The 14379-nt window shown below is 73.1% G+C and carries 15 protein-coding genes and 1 pseudogene; 11 read left to right on the plus strand and 5 right to left on the minus strand.

What is annotated here, in order from left to right:
* Window positions 1–182: 182 nt before the first annotated feature.
* The 3 genes from ABZO31_RS19870 to ABZO31_RS19880 are packed head-to-tail and all read right to left on the minus strand — an operon-like array spanning window position 183 to window position 2631.
* Window positions 183–974, minus strand: coding sequence for an ABC transporter permease (locus ABZO31_RS19870; protein ID WP_406862562.1), 792 nt, complete (start codon window positions 972–974; stop codon window positions 183–185).
* Complete coding sequence (locus ABZO31_RS19875; RefSeq protein ID WP_406862563.1) at window positions 971–1939, minus strand: ATP-binding cassette domain-containing protein; 969 nt, start codon at window positions 1937–1939, stop codon at window positions 971–973. The genes ABZO31_RS19870 and ABZO31_RS19875 overlap by 4 nt, the downstream gene beginning before the upstream one ends.
* Window positions 1940–1965: 26 nt before the next feature.
* A complete protein-coding gene (locus ABZO31_RS19880; protein ID WP_406862564.1) occupies window positions 1966–2631 on the minus strand; it encodes a DUF4097 family beta strand repeat-containing protein in 666 nt (221 codons plus the stop codon).
* 249 nt (window positions 2632–2880) lie between these two features.
* On the opposite strand from ABZO31_RS19880, the gene ABZO31_RS19885 reads away from it, so the two are divergent.
* Complete coding sequence (locus ABZO31_RS19885) at window positions 2881–3624, plus strand: helix-turn-helix domain-containing protein (protein ID WP_406862565.1); 744 nt, start codon at window positions 2881–2883, stop codon at window positions 3622–3624.
* Window positions 3625–3645: 21 nt separating this feature from the next.
* Here the strand turns inward: ABZO31_RS19885 and ABZO31_RS19890 are convergent, their stop codons facing one another.
* The gene (locus ABZO31_RS19890) at window positions 3646–4164 is read right to left on the minus strand and encodes a GNAT family N-acetyltransferase (RefSeq protein ID WP_406862566.1); all 519 of its coding nucleotides are present in this window, start codon (window positions 4162–4164) and stop codon (window positions 3646–3648) included.
* 206 nt (window positions 4165–4370) lie between these two features.
* On the opposite strand from ABZO31_RS19890, the gene ABZO31_RS19895 reads away from it, so the two are divergent.
* From ABZO31_RS19895 to ABZO31_RS19940, 10 genes and pseudogenes are all read left to right on the plus strand, one after another.
* Entirely contained in the window at window positions 4371–5129 is a 759-nt protein-coding gene (locus ABZO31_RS19895; protein ID WP_406862567.1) for a hypothetical protein, read from the plus strand.
* A gap of 5 nt (window positions 5130–5134) precedes the next feature.
* Window positions 5135–6094 (plus strand): ankyrin repeat domain-containing protein, encoded by a 960-nt coding sequence (locus ABZO31_RS19900; RefSeq protein WP_406862568.1) that lies wholly within the window; start codon window positions 5135–5137, stop codon window positions 6092–6094.
* A 38-nt stretch (window positions 6095–6132) separates the two neighbouring features.
* Window positions 6133–7980 carry a glutamine--fructose-6-phosphate transaminase (isomerizing) gene (gene glmS / locus ABZO31_RS19905; protein WP_406862569.1) on the plus strand — a complete coding sequence of 616 codons (1848 nt, stop codon included), beginning with the start codon at window positions 6133–6135 and terminating at the stop codon, window positions 7978–7980.
* Between the two features lie 17 nt (window positions 7981–7997).
* The gene (locus tag ABZO31_RS19910; protein WP_406862570.1) at window positions 7998–8366 is read left to right on the plus strand and encodes a holo-ACP synthase; all 369 of its coding nucleotides are present in this window, start codon (window positions 7998–8000) and stop codon (window positions 8364–8366) included.
* 4 nt (window positions 8367–8370) lie between these two features.
* Complete coding sequence (locus ABZO31_RS19915; protein WP_406862571.1) at window positions 8371–9813, plus strand: NAD(P)H-hydrate dehydratase; 1443 nt, start codon at window positions 8371–8373, stop codon at window positions 9811–9813.
* 77 nt (window positions 9814–9890) lie between these two features.
* Window positions 9891–10487 (plus strand): DUF4291 domain-containing protein, encoded by a 597-nt coding sequence (locus ABZO31_RS19920; RefSeq protein WP_406862572.1) that lies wholly within the window; start codon window positions 9891–9893, stop codon window positions 10485–10487.
* 57 nt (window positions 10488–10544) lie between these two features.
* Window positions 10545–11705 carry an alanine racemase gene (gene alr, locus ABZO31_RS19925; protein ID WP_406862573.1) on the plus strand — a complete coding sequence of 387 codons (1161 nt, stop codon included), beginning with the start codon at window positions 10545–10547 and terminating at the stop codon, window positions 11703–11705.
* Between the two features lie 13 nt (window positions 11706–11718).
* Window positions 11719–12974, plus strand: a pseudogene (locus ABZO31_RS19930) (alpha/beta fold hydrolase).
* Window positions 12937–13446: a tRNA (adenosine(37)-N6)-threonylcarbamoyltransferase complex ATPase subunit type 1 TsaE gene (gene tsaE / locus ABZO31_RS19935; protein ID WP_406862574.1), complete on the plus strand. Its 510-nt coding sequence runs from the start codon at window positions 12937–12939 to the stop codon at window positions 13444–13446. Before ABZO31_RS19930 ends, tsaE begins: the two are co-directional and overlap by 38 nt.
* A 158-nt stretch (window positions 13447–13604) precedes the next feature.
* Window positions 13605–13745, plus strand: a complete 141-nt coding sequence (locus tag ABZO31_RS19940; RefSeq protein ID WP_406862575.1) for a hypothetical protein — start codon at window positions 13605–13607, stop codon at window positions 13743–13745.
* A gap of 52 nt (window positions 13746–13797) precedes the next feature.
* Here the strand turns inward: ABZO31_RS19940 and ABZO31_RS19945 are convergent, their stop codons facing one another.
* Window positions 13798–14340, minus strand: coding sequence for a hypothetical protein (locus ABZO31_RS19945; RefSeq protein WP_406865412.1), 543 nt, complete (start codon window positions 14338–14340; stop codon window positions 13798–13800).
* Window positions 14341–14379 lie beyond the last annotated feature (39 nt).

Below are 14379 nucleotides of genomic sequence, written 5' to 3' on the forward strand. Positions count from 1 at the left end.
TTGGCAGCCCCGGCGCCGTTGCCGTTGCCCTTGCCGTTCGACCCCTGCGTCGACGTTGTGATCACCCCGCCATTGTCGGGGGTGCGGGGGAGGAGTGGGGGGTGGGGTGGGTCACGTGGCGCAGCGGGCCGCGCTGTGGGCGCGGCCCGCTGGGGTCCTGTCGTCGCTTCTCGTCATGGCGGTCACTTCGGATCGTCGTTGAACCTCCTGGTCGACCAGACGTAGCCGAGGACCGCGAGACCGATGCACCAGGCGACGGCGAGCCAGCCGTTGTGGCCGATCTCGCGGCCCAGCAGCAGGCCCCGCAGGGTCTCGATGGCCGGCGTGAAGGGCTGGTACGCGGCGATCGGCTGGAACCAGCCCGGCATCGCGTCGACCGGGACGAAGGTGCTGGAGATCAGCGGCAGGAAGATCAGCGGCATCGCGTTGTTGCTGGCGGCCTCCGCGTTCGGGCTGACCAGGCCCATGCCGACGGCGATCCAGGTGAGCGCCGTGGCGAAGAGGACGAGGAGTCCGAACGCGGCGAGCCATTCCAGGGCGGAGGCGTCGTGGGACCGGAAGCCGATGGCCACGCCGACGGCGCCGACGAGGAGCACGCTGGCGACGGACTGCAGCACGCTGCCGACGACGTGCCCGACGAGCACCGAGCCGCGGTGGATCGCCATGGTGCGGAAGCGGGCGATGATGCCCTCGGTCATGTCGTTGGAGACGGAGACGGCGGTCCCGATGGTGGTGCTGCCGATCGTCATGAGCAGCAGGCCGGGCACGAGGTACGCGATGTACTCGGCGCGGTCGGCCCCGCCGCCGCCGATGCCCGCGCTCATGGTGTCGCCGAAGATGTAGACGAACAGCAGGAGCAGCATGATCGGCGTGAGCAGCAGGTTCAGCGTGAGCGACGGGTAGCGCCGGGCGTGCAGGAGGTTGCGGCGCAGCATGGTGGACGAGTCGCGCACGGCGAGGGACAGGGAACTCATCGCAGGGCCTCCTTGGACGGGCTCGCGGACTGGCTGGGAACGGTGCTGGTGAGGGCGAAGAACACGTCGTCGAGGTCGGGCGTGTGCACGGTCAGCTCGTCCGCCTCGACGCCGGCGGTCTGCAGTCGGTCGAGGAGCTCGCGCAGGGCGCGCTGACTGCCGTCGCTGGGCTGCTGCAGGACGAGGCCCTCGTCGTCCCGGGCCGCCTCGGTCAGGGCGGAGGCGGCGCCGCGGTACGCGTCGGGGTCGGTGAACCGGAGCCGTACGTGCCCGCCGGGGACGAGCCGCTTCAGCTCCTCTGCGGTGCCCTCCGCCGCGATCTTTCCGCCGTGGAGCACAGCGATGCGGTCGGCCAGCTCGTCGGCCTCCTCCAGGTACTGGGTGGTGAGGAAGACGGTGACGCCCCCGGTGACGAGCTCCCGGATGATCTGCCACATGGTGTGGCGGGAGCGCGGGTCGAGACCGGTGGTCGGCTCGTCGAGGAAGATGATCCGCGGGTCGCCGACCAGCGTCATCGCGATGTCGAGGCGGCGCTTCATGCCGCCGGAGTAGGTCGACGCGGGCTTGCCGGCGGCCTCGGTGAGGTCGAACCGTTCGAGCAGCTCGGCGGCGACGCGGCGCCCCTCGCGCTTGGACAGGTGGTGCAGGTCGGCCATGAGCAGCATGTTCTCCTCGCCGGTGATCAGCCCGTCGACGGCGGAGAACTGCCCGGTGACGCCGATGGAGCGCCGTACGGCCTGGGGGTGCGTGGCGAGGTCGTGCCCGCCGACACGGATCGGGCCGCTGTCCGGGCCGGCCGAGACGAGCGTGGAGAGGATCTTGACGGCGGTGGTCTTGCCGGCCCCGTTCGGTCCGAGCAGGGCGAAGATCGTCCCTTCCGGGACGGCGAGGTCGACGCCGTCGAGGACGGTCTTGTCGCCGTAGGACTTGCGCAGTCCCTGCGCGGAGATGGCGAGCGTGTTCATGAGCGGTACCCCCCTTGGGTGTGGGATCAGAGGCTGCGGGCGGTGATGTCGCCGTAGGAGGTGGTGGCGCGGATGCGGAGGCCGGCGTCGCCGTCGTTGGCGAGGCTGTTGTGGATCCGGCCGTAGGTGGTGCCGGCGTCGAGGGCGGCGGAGACGCCGCGGGCGGCGCCGACGGCGATGTCGCCCTGCTGGGTGCTGAGGGTGACGTCGCCGCGGTGGGCCTCGGTGACGGTGACGTTGCCGCGCTGGGTGCTGAGTTCGGCGGGCCCGGTGAGTCGGCCGACGACGACGTCGCCGTCGTGCGCGGCGAGCCGGGCGCTCGCGGCCTCGTCGAGCTTGACGGAGCGGTGCCCGCCCTCGAAGGCCACGTCCCCGAGCCGCCCGACGCCGCGGAACTCGGCCGCCGCGGCCTTGGCCTCGACGCGGGACCCGGCGGGCAGCTGGACGGTGATCTCGACGGCGCCGGAGTGGCCGAGCAGCTTGTTCTTGGGCTCGGGCATCGAGATCCGCAGAACGCCGTCGGCGTAACCGACCTCGACCTGCTCGGCGGCCTTGGCGTCCCGGCTCTTGGAGGCGTTCTCGGGCAGGACCTCGACGGTGGTGTCGGTGCGGTCGGCGGCGATGAAGCGCAGGTGTCCGGCGGGGACGGCGAGGACGACGGAGATCGGGGAGGGGGTGTCGAACTTCTGCATGGTGTGCTCCTGGGCTGGTCGGCTGGCCGGTTGCCGTGCCGCGTTGTTTCTGACGATGGAAAAGCTACGTTGCGTTCACGAAAGAGGCAACAGCTGGATTGCACTGGAACCCGGTAACTGCAGGTAGAGGGAGGGAAATCAATGCAATGACTCTGCGGTTGAACGCAACGCGTGAAACCAGGCCCGTTGCAATGAAATGCGGCTGAACGCTATGGTGGGGCCGTACACGAACAGGAAGGGGAGGCCGGGATGCCAGGAGGCAGGCTCAGCGAGCAGGAGCGCCGGCAGATCGCGTCGGGGCTGGCCGACGGTCTGGCGTACGCGGAGATCGCGCGGCGACTGGACCGCCCGACGTCGACCGTCACGCGCGAGGTCATGCGCAACGGCGGCCCCGCCTCGTACCGCGCGGACCTGGCGCAGCGCGCCACGGGCCACCGCGCGCAGCGCCGCCGGCAGCCCGCGCCGCGGAGCCGCGAGGCGACGGCGCGGGAGCCGTACGGGCGCGACCCGGAGGAGGTGCGCGCGTACGAGGAGCACTTCATCACCGTGCTGATGGGCTCGGGCATGACGAAGATGCCGGCGCAGGTGCTGGGCTGCATTCTCACGAGCGACGCGGGCAGCCTCACCGCGTCCGAACTCGTCCAGCGCCTCCAGGTCAGCCCGGCGTCCGTCTCGAAGGCCGTGGCGTTCCTGGAGAGCCAGGACCTGATCCGCCGCGAGCGCGACGAACGCCGCCGCGACCGCTACCTGGTCGACGCGGACGTCTGGTACCAGTCGATGCTGGCCAGCGCCCGCTCGAACCTCCAACTGGTGGAGGTCGCCCGCCAGGGCGTGACGGTCCTGGGCCCGGACACCCCCGCGGCCGCCCGCCTCGAGAACATCGCCCGCTTCCTCGACTTCGTCGCCGAGAGCATCATCCGCGCGGCGGAACAGGCCCGAGACGTCCTCCACACGAAGCCGGAGCCCGCACCGACCGACGCTCCGGAAGCGTGAGCCGAACGTCCTGGCGGGGCGTCAGTCGATGGCGAGGTGCCAGCGGATCTCGCCGTCGTGCCGCGTGTCCGTGGGCGTGAGGCCGGCGGTGGTGGCGACGGTGGCCGAGGCTCGGTGGTCGGGGTGGATGTGGGCGATGACGGTGTGGACGGGCCTTTCGGTGAGCCAGTCGACGAGGGCTCGGGCGGCTTCGGTGGCGATGCCCTTGCCTTGCCACGGGGTGCCGACGACCCAGGCGATCTCGGCGGTGTGACCGGGGTCGGAAGGGTGGATCGTCGCCTGGACGGTGCCGGTCAGGCGGGACTCGTCGCGGAGGCGGATCACCCAGTTCAGCCAGGAGACGGCGGGATCGGGGGAGCCTGCCGTCATGCGCTCGTAGCGTGAGCGCAGGGCTTGTGGGGTGTCCGGGGTGCCGCCGATGAAGGTGTGCAGAGCAGGGTCGGACAGCACCTCGGCCATCTCCTCGGCGTGCTCCACCTGCAGCGGCAGCAGGTCCAGCCGCCTGGTGCCGATGGGCCGGGCTGCGAAGGGTGCGTTCACGGTGCGTCAGCGTAGTCGGCCCCGTACGACCTCGCGGGTGGGGCCGGTTCGCGCCAGAGGAGTTTGCCGCGGCGGCCGAAGGGGCCTGGTGGCCGTCGTGGCTGGGGAGTTGGGGGAGCGATCGTGGTGAAGTCGTAATTTTCTTGATCGTCGGTCGGGTTTCGGCCATCGTGGGCGCGTCGTTCTGTGAAGAAGAAAGCTGGTTCATGCGCGCCTCCGTCATCCGTCGTACCGCCGTCGCCGCCTCCGTGGGCTCCCTCGCGCTGCTGCTCGCCGCTTGTGGTGGGGAGGGGAAGGGGGCCGACAAGGGCAAGGAGTCCGCACCGGCCACGCCCGCCGCGCCCGACGCCAAGGCGTTGTCCGCCGCCGAGCTGGAGAAGCTGCTGGTCACGCAGGCCGAGCTGCCGGGCCACCTGCTCAAGAAGGCCACCGCGGCCGAGAACCTGCCGCCCGAGTCCGTGACCACGGACAAGGCCGAGTGCAAGCCGGTCGCCGACGCCATCGCCTTCATCGCCACCGGCAAGCCCGGGGCGACCGCGAAGGTCAAGGTCATCGCCCTTCCGGAGAAGGACCCGAACGCCTCGCCCGCCGAGAACGCGATGAAGGCGCTCACCCAGCCCGTCACGGCCGTCACCCTCGGGTCGTACGACGGCAAGGGCGCCGAGGAGGCGTTCGCCTCGCTGCGCACCGCCGGCGAGAAGTGCGCCGGGGGCTTCACGGCGACCCAGGGCGGCCAGAAGGTCAAGATCAGCTCCGTGGCGCCGGGGAAGAGTGACGCCTCGGGCGGGGACGAGAACCTCGGCCTCACCGTGACCACCGAGGTCGGCGGCGACAAGGCCGTGTACGGCGTCGTGGTCGTGCGCAAGGCGAACACCCTCGCCAACTTCTCCACCATCAACCTCTCCGGCGCGCTCCCCGAGACCCCGAAGAACGTCGTCGACGCCCAGGTCAAGAAGCTCGGCTGAGTGCGGTGAGCGGGCGGGAGCACGGGTGGGGCGGCCTCGGCTGGGAGGGGTGGAAGGACCTCGACCTCGTCCGGCGGCTGCTCGCCGAAGGGGCTGATCCGGAGGAGTGGCGGGACGGGCTGCGCGCGTTGCACCGTGCCGCGCTCCTCGGAGCGCCCGAGGTCGTCGCCGAACTCGCCGTGCGGGTCGCCGACGTGGACGGGGCCGAGAACGGCGTGACCGCGCTCTGGGAGGCCGTCTTCGCCGGGCGCGCCGACAACGCCCGTGCCCTCGCCGCCGTCGGGGCCGACCCCTGGCGGCCCCAGCTCGCCGGGTGGTCGCCCGGGCGGCTGAGCCTCGCCGGCCCGACGCCCGGGCTGTTCGCCAGGCCGGCGACCGAGCCCGGGCTCACCCCCGCCGAAGCCGCCACCGCCACCGAGGGGCGGCGGCTCGTCGCCGCGCTCGGCGACCTCTGGACCGAGGGGCTCGGACTCGCCTGCGTGGCCGGGATCGACGCCGACGAGGCCGTACGCCGGCTGGAGGCGACCCCGACGGAACTGCCCGAGGAACCGGGCGAGTTCGCGTACGAGTACGACTTCGACGAGACCCTGTCGTACGTCGGCGTCACCACCGTCCCCGGCGGGTGCGTCGTCACCCAGCCGTGGGGCTACATGCCCCAGACGCCGCGCGCCCTCGTCCGGCTCACCGCCGGGACGTACGGCTACGGGGTCTACTGCAACCCCAAGAGCGGCGACCAGGGCAGCATCGTCCGGGACGGGCGGTACGAGGGGTCCGACCTGCACCCGGGCGGCGGGCCCGACGTGGACAGCAGCCCCGAGGACGTCCTTGCGGCGTACCTCTACCGCCACCACGCGCCCGCCTACGCCTGCGCCTTCGCCGGGCTGCGTCTCGACGGGCCCAGGGCCGTCACGGGTCCGCCGGACGTGTGGGCCGTGCTGCCCGACCGCGACTGGTGGGAGCGCTGAGCCGCCCACACCGGCCGGGTCGGTCGTAGGCTGCCGCTATGTGCGGAATCGTGGGGTACGTCGGCGGGCAGTCGGCGCTTGATGTGGTCATCGCGGGGCTCAAGCGGCTCGAGTACCGCGGATACGACTCGGCCGGGGTCGCGGTGCTCGCCGACGGCGGGCTCGCCGCGGCCAAGAAGGCGGGCAAGCTCGTCAATCTGGAGAAGGAACTCAAGGACCGGCCGCTGCCCAGCGGCCCCACCGGCATCGGACACACCCGCTGGGCCACCCACGGCGGCCCGACCGACGCGAACGCGCACCCGCACCTCGACAACGCGGGCCGCGTCGCCGTCGTCCACAACGGGATCATCGAGAACTTCGCCCAGCTCAGGGCCGAGTTGGCCGAGCGCGGGCATGCGCTCGCCTCCGAGACCGACACGGAAGTCGTCTCGCATCTGCTCGCCGAGACCTTCTCCTCCTGCGGTGACCTCGCCGAGGCCATGCGGCTGGTGTGCCGGCGGCTCGACGGGGCGTTCACGCTCGTCGCGGTGCATGCCGACCAGCCGGATGTGGTCGTGGGGGCGCGGCGCAACTCGCCGCTCGTCGTCGGGGTCGGCGAGGGGGAGTACTTCCTCGCCTCCGACGTCGCCGCGTTCATCGCGCACACCCGGTCCGCGATCGAGCTCGGCCAGGACCAGGTCGTGGAGCTCAGCCGTGAGGGCGTGACCGTCACCGACTTCGACGGGGCCCCCGCCGAGGTCCGCGCGTACCACGTCGACTGGGACGCCTCCGCCGCCGAGAAGGGCGGCTACGACTACTTCATGCTCAAGGAGATCGCCGAGCAGCCGAAGGCGGTCGCCGACACCCTCCTCGGCCGGATCGACGCGGCCGGGGCCCTCAGCCTCGACGAGCTGCGGATCCCCGACGCCGAACTGCGCGAGACCGACAAGGTCGTCATCGTCGCCTGCGGTACGGCGTTCCACGCCGGGCTGATCGCCAAGTACGCCATCGAGCACTGGACCCGGATCCCCTGCGAGGTGGAGCTGGCCAGCGAGTTCCGCTACCGGGACCCGATCCTCGGCGCCCGGACGCTCGTCGTGGCGATCTCGCAGTCCGGCGAGACCATGGACACGCTGATGGCGCTCCGGCACGCCCGCGAACAGGGCGCGAAGGTGCTCGCCATCTGCAACACCAACGGGTCCACGATCCCCCGCGAGTCCGACGCCGTGCTGTACACGCACGCCGGGCCGGAGGTCGCGGTCGCCTCGACGAAGGCGTTCCTGACGCAGCTCGTCGCCTGCTACCTGGTCGCGCTGTACCTCGGGCAGGTGCGCGGTACCAAGTGGGGCGACGAGATCCACGCGGTGATCCGGGAGCTGGCGCGCAGCGCGGAGAAGGTCGAGCGGGTCCTGGAGACGATGGAGCCGGTACGGGCGCTGGCCCGGACGCTCGCCGACAAGAACACGGTGCTCTTCCTCGGCCGGCACGTGGGCTACCCGGTGGCCCTGGAGGGCGCGCTGAAGCTGAAGGAGCTCGCGTACATGCACGCGGAGGGCTTCGCGGCGGGCGAGCTGAAGCACGGGCCGATCGCGCTGATCGAGCAGGATCTGCCGGTGGTCGTCGTCGCGCCGTCGCCGCGCGGGCGGTCGGTGCTGCACGACAAGATCGTGTCGAACATCCAGGAGATCCGGGCCAGGGGGGCACGGACGATCGTGATCGCGGAGGAGGGCGACGAGACGGTCGTCCCGTACGCCGACCATCTGATCCGCATCCCCGAGACGCCTACGCTGCTGCAGCCGTTGGTCGCGACGGTGCCGCTGCAGGTCTTCGCCTGCGAGCTGGCGACGGCGCGGGGCAACGAGGTGGACCAGCCGCGGAATCTGGCGAAGTCCGTGACGGTGGAGTGAGTGGGAGTCGTAGTCGGATGATCATCGGGGTGGGGATCGACGTGGCCGAGATCGATCGGTTCGGCGCGTCGCTGGAGCGGACGCCGGGGCTGCTGCAACGGCTGTTCGTCCAGCGGGAGCTGTATCTGGACAGCGGGGAGCGGCGCGGTACGGCCTCCCTCGCGGTGCGGTTCGCCGCGAAGGAGGCGGTCGCGAAGGCGCTCGGCGCGCCGGCGGGGCTGCACTGGACGGACGCCGAGGTGTACGTCGAGGAGAGCGGGCAGCCGCGGCTGCGGGTGCGCGGGACGGTCGCGGCGCGGGCCGCCGAACTCGGCGTCAAGAACTGGCACGTGTCGCTCAGTCACGACGCCGGGGTGGCGTCGGCGGTGGTGATCGCGGAGGGTTGATGCCATGCGCATCGCTCACCGGGTGGAGACCGTACGGGCCGCGGAGGCCGAACTGATGGCGCGGCTGCCGGAGGGCGCGCTGATGCAGCGCGCGGCGGCGGGGCTGGCGGCCGCGTGCTGCTCGCTGTTGGGCAAGGGGCGGGTCTACGGCGCGCGCGTCGTGCTGCTCGTCGGCAGCGGCGACAACGGCGGCGACACGCTGTACGCGGGGGCCCGCCTGGCGCGGCGCGGCGCGGGGGTCACCGCGGTGCTGCTCGGCGCGCGGGTCCACGAGGCGGGGCTGGCGGCGCTGCGGGCGGCCGGGGGGCGGGTGAGCGACGACCCGTTCGAGGCGCTGGCGGTCGCGGACCTGGTCCTGGACGGGATCACCGGCATCGGCGGGCAGGGCGGGCTGCGGCCCGACGCGGTGCCGGTCGCGCGGGCGGCGCGCGGCTCCGACGCGGTGGTGGTCGCAGTCGACCTGCCGAGCGGGGTGTCGGCGGACACCGGCGAGGTCACCGGGGAGGCGCTGCGGGCGGACGCGACGGTGACGTTCGGTACGTACAAGCCGGGGCTGCTGGTGGATCCGGCGCGGGAGTACGCGGGGGCGGTGCGGCTGGTCGACATCGGCCTTGACGCCACACTCCCCTCCGTGCCGGACATGGAGGCGCTGCAGCACGAGGACGTGGCGTGGCTGCTGCCGCGGCCGGGGGCGGAGAGCGACAAGTACCGGCGGGGCGTGGTCGGCGTCGTCGCGGGCTCCGCCCGCTACCCGGGCGCGGCGGTGCTGGCGGTGGCCGGCGCGCTGCGGGGCGGGGCGGGGGCGGTGCGGTACGTGGGGCCCGCCTCAAACGCGGTGATCGCGCGCTTCCCGGAGACGCTGGTGCACGACGGACCGCCGTCGAAGGCCGGGCGGGTGCAGGCGTGGGTCGTGGGCCCGGGGCTGGGCGAGGGCCCGGGCGTACCGGAGGTCCTGGCGTCGGACGTGCCGGTCCTGGTGGACGCGGACGGCCTGCGCGAGCTGTCCCCGGAGGCGGTCCGGCGCCGGCCCGCCCCCACCCTGCTGACCCCGCACGCGGGCGAGGCGGCGGCGCTGCTGGGCGTGGAGCGCGGCGAGGTGGAGGCGCGGCGGCTCTGGGCGGTGCGGGAGCTGGCGGCGCGGTTCGGCGCGACGGTCCTGCTGAAGGGCTCGACGACGCTGGTGGCCGACGCGGAGGGCGCCCTGCCGGTGCGCGTGAACCCCACGGGCACGTCGTGGCTCGCGACGGCCGGCAGCGGCGACGTCCTGTCCGGCCTGTCCGGCTCCCTCCTGGCCGCGGGCCTGCGCCCCCGCGACGCCGCGTCGTCCGCCGCCTACCTCCACGGCCTCTCGGCCCGCCTGACCTCGGGCGGCACCACCCCGGTCTCGGCGGGCGACGTGGCGGACGGACTGCCGCGGGCGTGGGGGAACGTGGTGGGGGCGGAGTAGGGGGCCCTCGCGCGGGCCGCCGCGGCCCGGCCGAAAATGCCTCGCGGCGTCCCGCCCCGCTGGGCCACGCTGAACCCGTGTCAGAGCCCAAGCACCGCATCCGCGCCCGATTCACCGACTCCACCGTCACCGTCTACCAGGCCTACCGGCCCGAGATCGGCCTGCCCGCTGCCCGCGACGGGCGGTTTCCCGCCGTCTGGAAGCGGGACCGCATGACGTGGATCAAGCCCTCGTTCCTGTGGATGATGTACCGCTGCGGCTGGGGGAAGAAGGAGGGCCAGGAGACCGTCCTCGCCGTCGAGATCAGCCGTGAGGGGTTCGCCTGGGCGCTGGAGCACGCCTCCCTGTCGCACTACGTCCGCGGGCTGCACCCCGACCGCGCCTCCTGGCAGCGCGAGCTGCGCCGCGCTCCCACGCGCGTGCAGTGGGACCCCGAGCGGGACCTGCACCTCCAGGCCCTCCCGTACCGGTCCCTCCAGCTCGGGCTCTCCGGCGAGGCGGCGGGCCGGTACGCCGACGAGTGGATCGTCTCCATCACGGACGTGACCGAGCGCGCCCACGACGTGCACGAGCTCGTACGGAGCGGGGATCTCGACGCGGCGCGGAAACTGCTGCCCGACGAGCGGCCCTACCCCGTCCCCGACGGCGCCCTCGCCCATCTGACCTCGACGTGACCTCCACTACACGCCGCTGCGAGTGTCCCGGGCGGGACACCTGAGAGACTGGGCGCGATGAGCCAGACACCGCCGCCGCCCCGCCGAGCCCGCGCCGAGATCGATCTCGGGGCGCTGCGTGCCAACGTGCGCACGCTGCGCGCCCGCGTCGCGCCCCACGTCCAGGTCATGGGCGTCGTCAAGGCGGACGCGTACGGGCACGGGGCCGTGCCCTGCGCGCGGGCCGCGCTCGAGGCAGGCGCCACCTGGCTCGGCACCGCCACCCCGCACGAGGCGCTCGCGCTGCGCGCCGCCGGGATCACGGACGCGCGCGTCATGTGCTGGCTCTGGACGCCGGGCGACCCCTGGGACCAGGGCATCGAGGCGGACCTCGACATGTCGGTGAGCGGGATGTGGGCGCTCCGGGAGGTCGTCGACGCCGCGCGCCGTCTCGGGCGGCCCGCCCGCGTGCAGCTCAAGGCCGACACCGGCCTCGGGCGCAACGGCTGCCAGCCCGCCGACTGGCCCCAGCTCGTCGGCGAGGCCCTGCGCGCGCAGGAGGAGGGGCTGCTGCGCGTCACCGGCCTCTGGTCGCACTTCGCCTGCGCGGACGAGCCCGGTCACCCGTCCATCGCCGCCCAACTGGACCTCTTCCGTTCCATGCTGGAGCACGCCGAGAAGGCCGGCGTCACCCCCGAGGTGCGGCACATCGCCAACTCGCCCGCCACGCTCACCCTCCCCGAGTCCCACTTCGACCTCGTGCGGCCCGGCATCGCCATGTACGGCGTCTCGCCCAGCCCCGAGCTGGGCACCCCCGCCGACTTCGGGCTCCGGCCGGTGATGTCCCTCGCCGCCTCCGTCGCCCTCGTCAAGCACGCGCCCGCCGGGCACGGCGTCTCGTACGGGCACCACTACACGACCGAGCGCGAGACCACCCTCGGCCTCGTCCCCCTCGGCTACGCCGACGGCGTCCCCCGGCACGCCTCCGGCCGCGGTCCCGTCCTCGTCGGCGGCAAGGTCCGCACCGTCGCGGGCCGGGTCGCCATGGACCAGTTCGTCGTGGATCTCGACGACGACGACGTCGCTCCCGGCGCCGAGGCGCTGCTCTTCGGGCCCGGCGACCGCGGCGAACCCACCGCCCAGGACTGGGCCGACGCCGCCGACACCATCGCGTACGAGATCGTCACCCGCATCGGTGCGCGCGTCCCGCGCGTCTACGTCGACAAGGACCACGAGTAGAGGGGGAGCGGTCGTGAGCGACAGCAGCACGGGGGACGTCGGCGCCTGGCGCCGCGCCGGGCTCGCCGGCGCCGCGATAGGGGTGCTCGCCGCCGGCGCGGCGGCCGGTGTCGCGGTCGAGCGGCTCACCGTCGGCCGCGGCATCCGCAAGAAGGCCCGGCTCGCCCTCGACGCCTCCGCCCCGTACGGCTCGCTCCGCGGCGCCTCCGGCCGCGTCGTCGCCGACGACGGCACCGAGCTGTACTTCGAGGTCGACGACCTCGAGCCGAAGCCCGGCGAGAAGCGCCGCCGCCGGCTGTTCGGCCGCCGCACCCCCGCGCCGGTCACCGTCGTCTTCAGCCACGGCTACTGCCTCGGCCAGGACTCCTGGCACTTCCAGCGCGCCGCCCTGCGCGGCCTGGTCCGTACCGTCCACTGGGACCAGCGCAGCCACGGCCGCTCCGCCCGCGGCCCCGGGCAGTCGGGCGCGCACGGCGTGCCGGTGTCCATCGACCGGCTCGGCCGCGACCTCAAGGCCGTGATCGACGCGGCCGCGCCCGAGGGGCCGCTGGTCCTGGTCGGCCACTCCATGGGCGGGATGACGGTGATGGCGCTGGCCGACCAGTACCCGGAGCTGATCCGCGACCGGGTCGTCGGCGTGGCCTTCGTCGGCACCTCGGCCGGCCGGCTCGCCGAGGTCACGTACGGGCTGCCGAGCGCCGGCGCCGGCATGGTCCGCCGGGTGCTGCCGGGGGTGCTGCGCGCGCTCGGCTCCCAGCCGGAGCTGGTGGAGCGCGGCCGCCGCGCGACCGCCGACCTGTTCGCCGGGCTGATCAAGCGGTACTCGTTCTCCTCCCGCGACGTCGATCCGGCCGTGGCCCGCTTCGCGGAGCGGATGATCGAGGCGACCCCGATCGACGTGGTCGCCGAGTTCTACCCGGCCTTCGCCGAGCACGACAAGGCGGACGCGCTCGGGGTCCTGACGGGCGTCCCGGTGCTCGCCCTGGCCGGCGACAACGACATGATCACGCCCAGCTCGCACACCGAGGCGATCGCGGCCGCGCTGCCGGACGCCGAACTGGTCATCGTCCCCGACGCCGGACACCTGGTGATGCTGGAGCACCCGGAGGCGGTGACGGACCGCCTCGCGGACCTGCTCGTCCGCGCAAAGGAAAAGGCGCGAAGCGCGGCCTTGTAAGGGTGGTGGCGGGAGACGGGAGCGAGGTGCCGGCAGCGGCTAACGTTGGGCCGCATGGAACCACCGCAGACTCCGGCGGCCGAGGCCGCTGAGGCCACTCTCGCCGTCGACTCCCCCGAGCAGATGCAGGAGCTCGGCCGGCGGCTCGCGAAACTGCTCCGCCCCGGGGACCTCGTCATGCTCACCGGCGAACTCGGCGCCGGCAAGACGACCCTGACCCGCGGTCTCGGCGAGGGCCTGGGCGTGCGCGGCGCGGTCACCTCGCCCACCTTCGTCATCGCCCGCGTCCACCCGTCCCTGACCGGCGGCCCGGCGCTGGTGCACGTCGACGCGTACCGGCTCGGCGGCGGCCTGGACGAGATGGAGGACCTGGACCTCGACGTCTCGCTGCCCGACTCGGTGGTCGTCGTGGAGTGGGGCGACGGCAAGGTCGAGGACCTGACGGACGACCGGCTGCACCTGCTCATCCACCGGGTGGCCGGCGACACCGACGACGACCGGCGCACGGTCGTGCTGCGCGGCATCGGCGCACGCTGGACGGGGGAGGACCTGGAACTCGTCTGAGGGTACGTACGTTCCGACAAGGTGTCGGGAAGATGTTGCGCCGGTCGTCCAGGGCGTGGTGACATGGAGGCACGAGCTGGTTAGGTGTACCTAACCTACGGGAGGCCTTCATGTCGACGCCAGAGCATGCGCCAGAGCGTGAGCCGCGGAATCAGGTCGTGAACATGCGCGACCTGCTGGCCTCCTGCGCGGCCGCCGACGCCGTCTCGACCCCGCCGCGGGACAGACAGCCCGCACGCCACGACACGGCGGAGCCGTCGGTGGCGGTCGTGCGCGTGGTACGGCAGGACGCGGCCTGACTCACTCGTACGCGTGAGTTACGCGGCGAGGACAGTTACGCGGCGACGACAGTTACGCGACGACGACGACCTTCGAGCCGATCGTCGCGAACATCCACATCGCGTTGCCGTCGGCCTTCTTCATGCGGATGCCGCCGGTCCTGCGCGCCGGGTCCGGCTCCGTCAGCGTGCCGTCCACGGCGGCGCTGAAGCCGATCGCCACGTCGTCGACCTTGGTGAAACGGACCACGTGCTCGATCTGCACGCCGTCCGAGCCGCGCACCGTGTTCGAGCGCGAGGTCACGTGGTAGGTGCCGGGCGCCGGGTGGACGGTGCTGGGCATGACCTTGAAGGTGCTGGTGGCCTGGCCCTTGGCGTCCACCAGCCAGACCCGCTTCTCGGTGAGGCCGTACACGACGCGCAGACCCTTGCCGGAGTCGGCCGGGATCGCCAGCGGGTCCTTCTGCGGCTTCGCCGGGCCGGTCGGGGCGGCCGGGGACGAGGCGGAGGCGCTGGGGGCCTTCGACGTCGCCGACAGGTCCGCGGGGGCGTTCGCGGACGCCTGGAAGGCGAGGAAACCGACCACGGCGAGTGCGGCCGCCGTGAGCCCGGTCACGAATCCCGCGCTGCCACGTGCCACGGTGCTGCCCACCTC

Source organism: Streptomyces solicamelliae, assembly GCF_045348655.1.
GTDB lineage: Bacteria > Actinomycetota > Actinomycetes > Streptomycetales > Streptomycetaceae > Streptomyces > Streptomyces solicamelliae.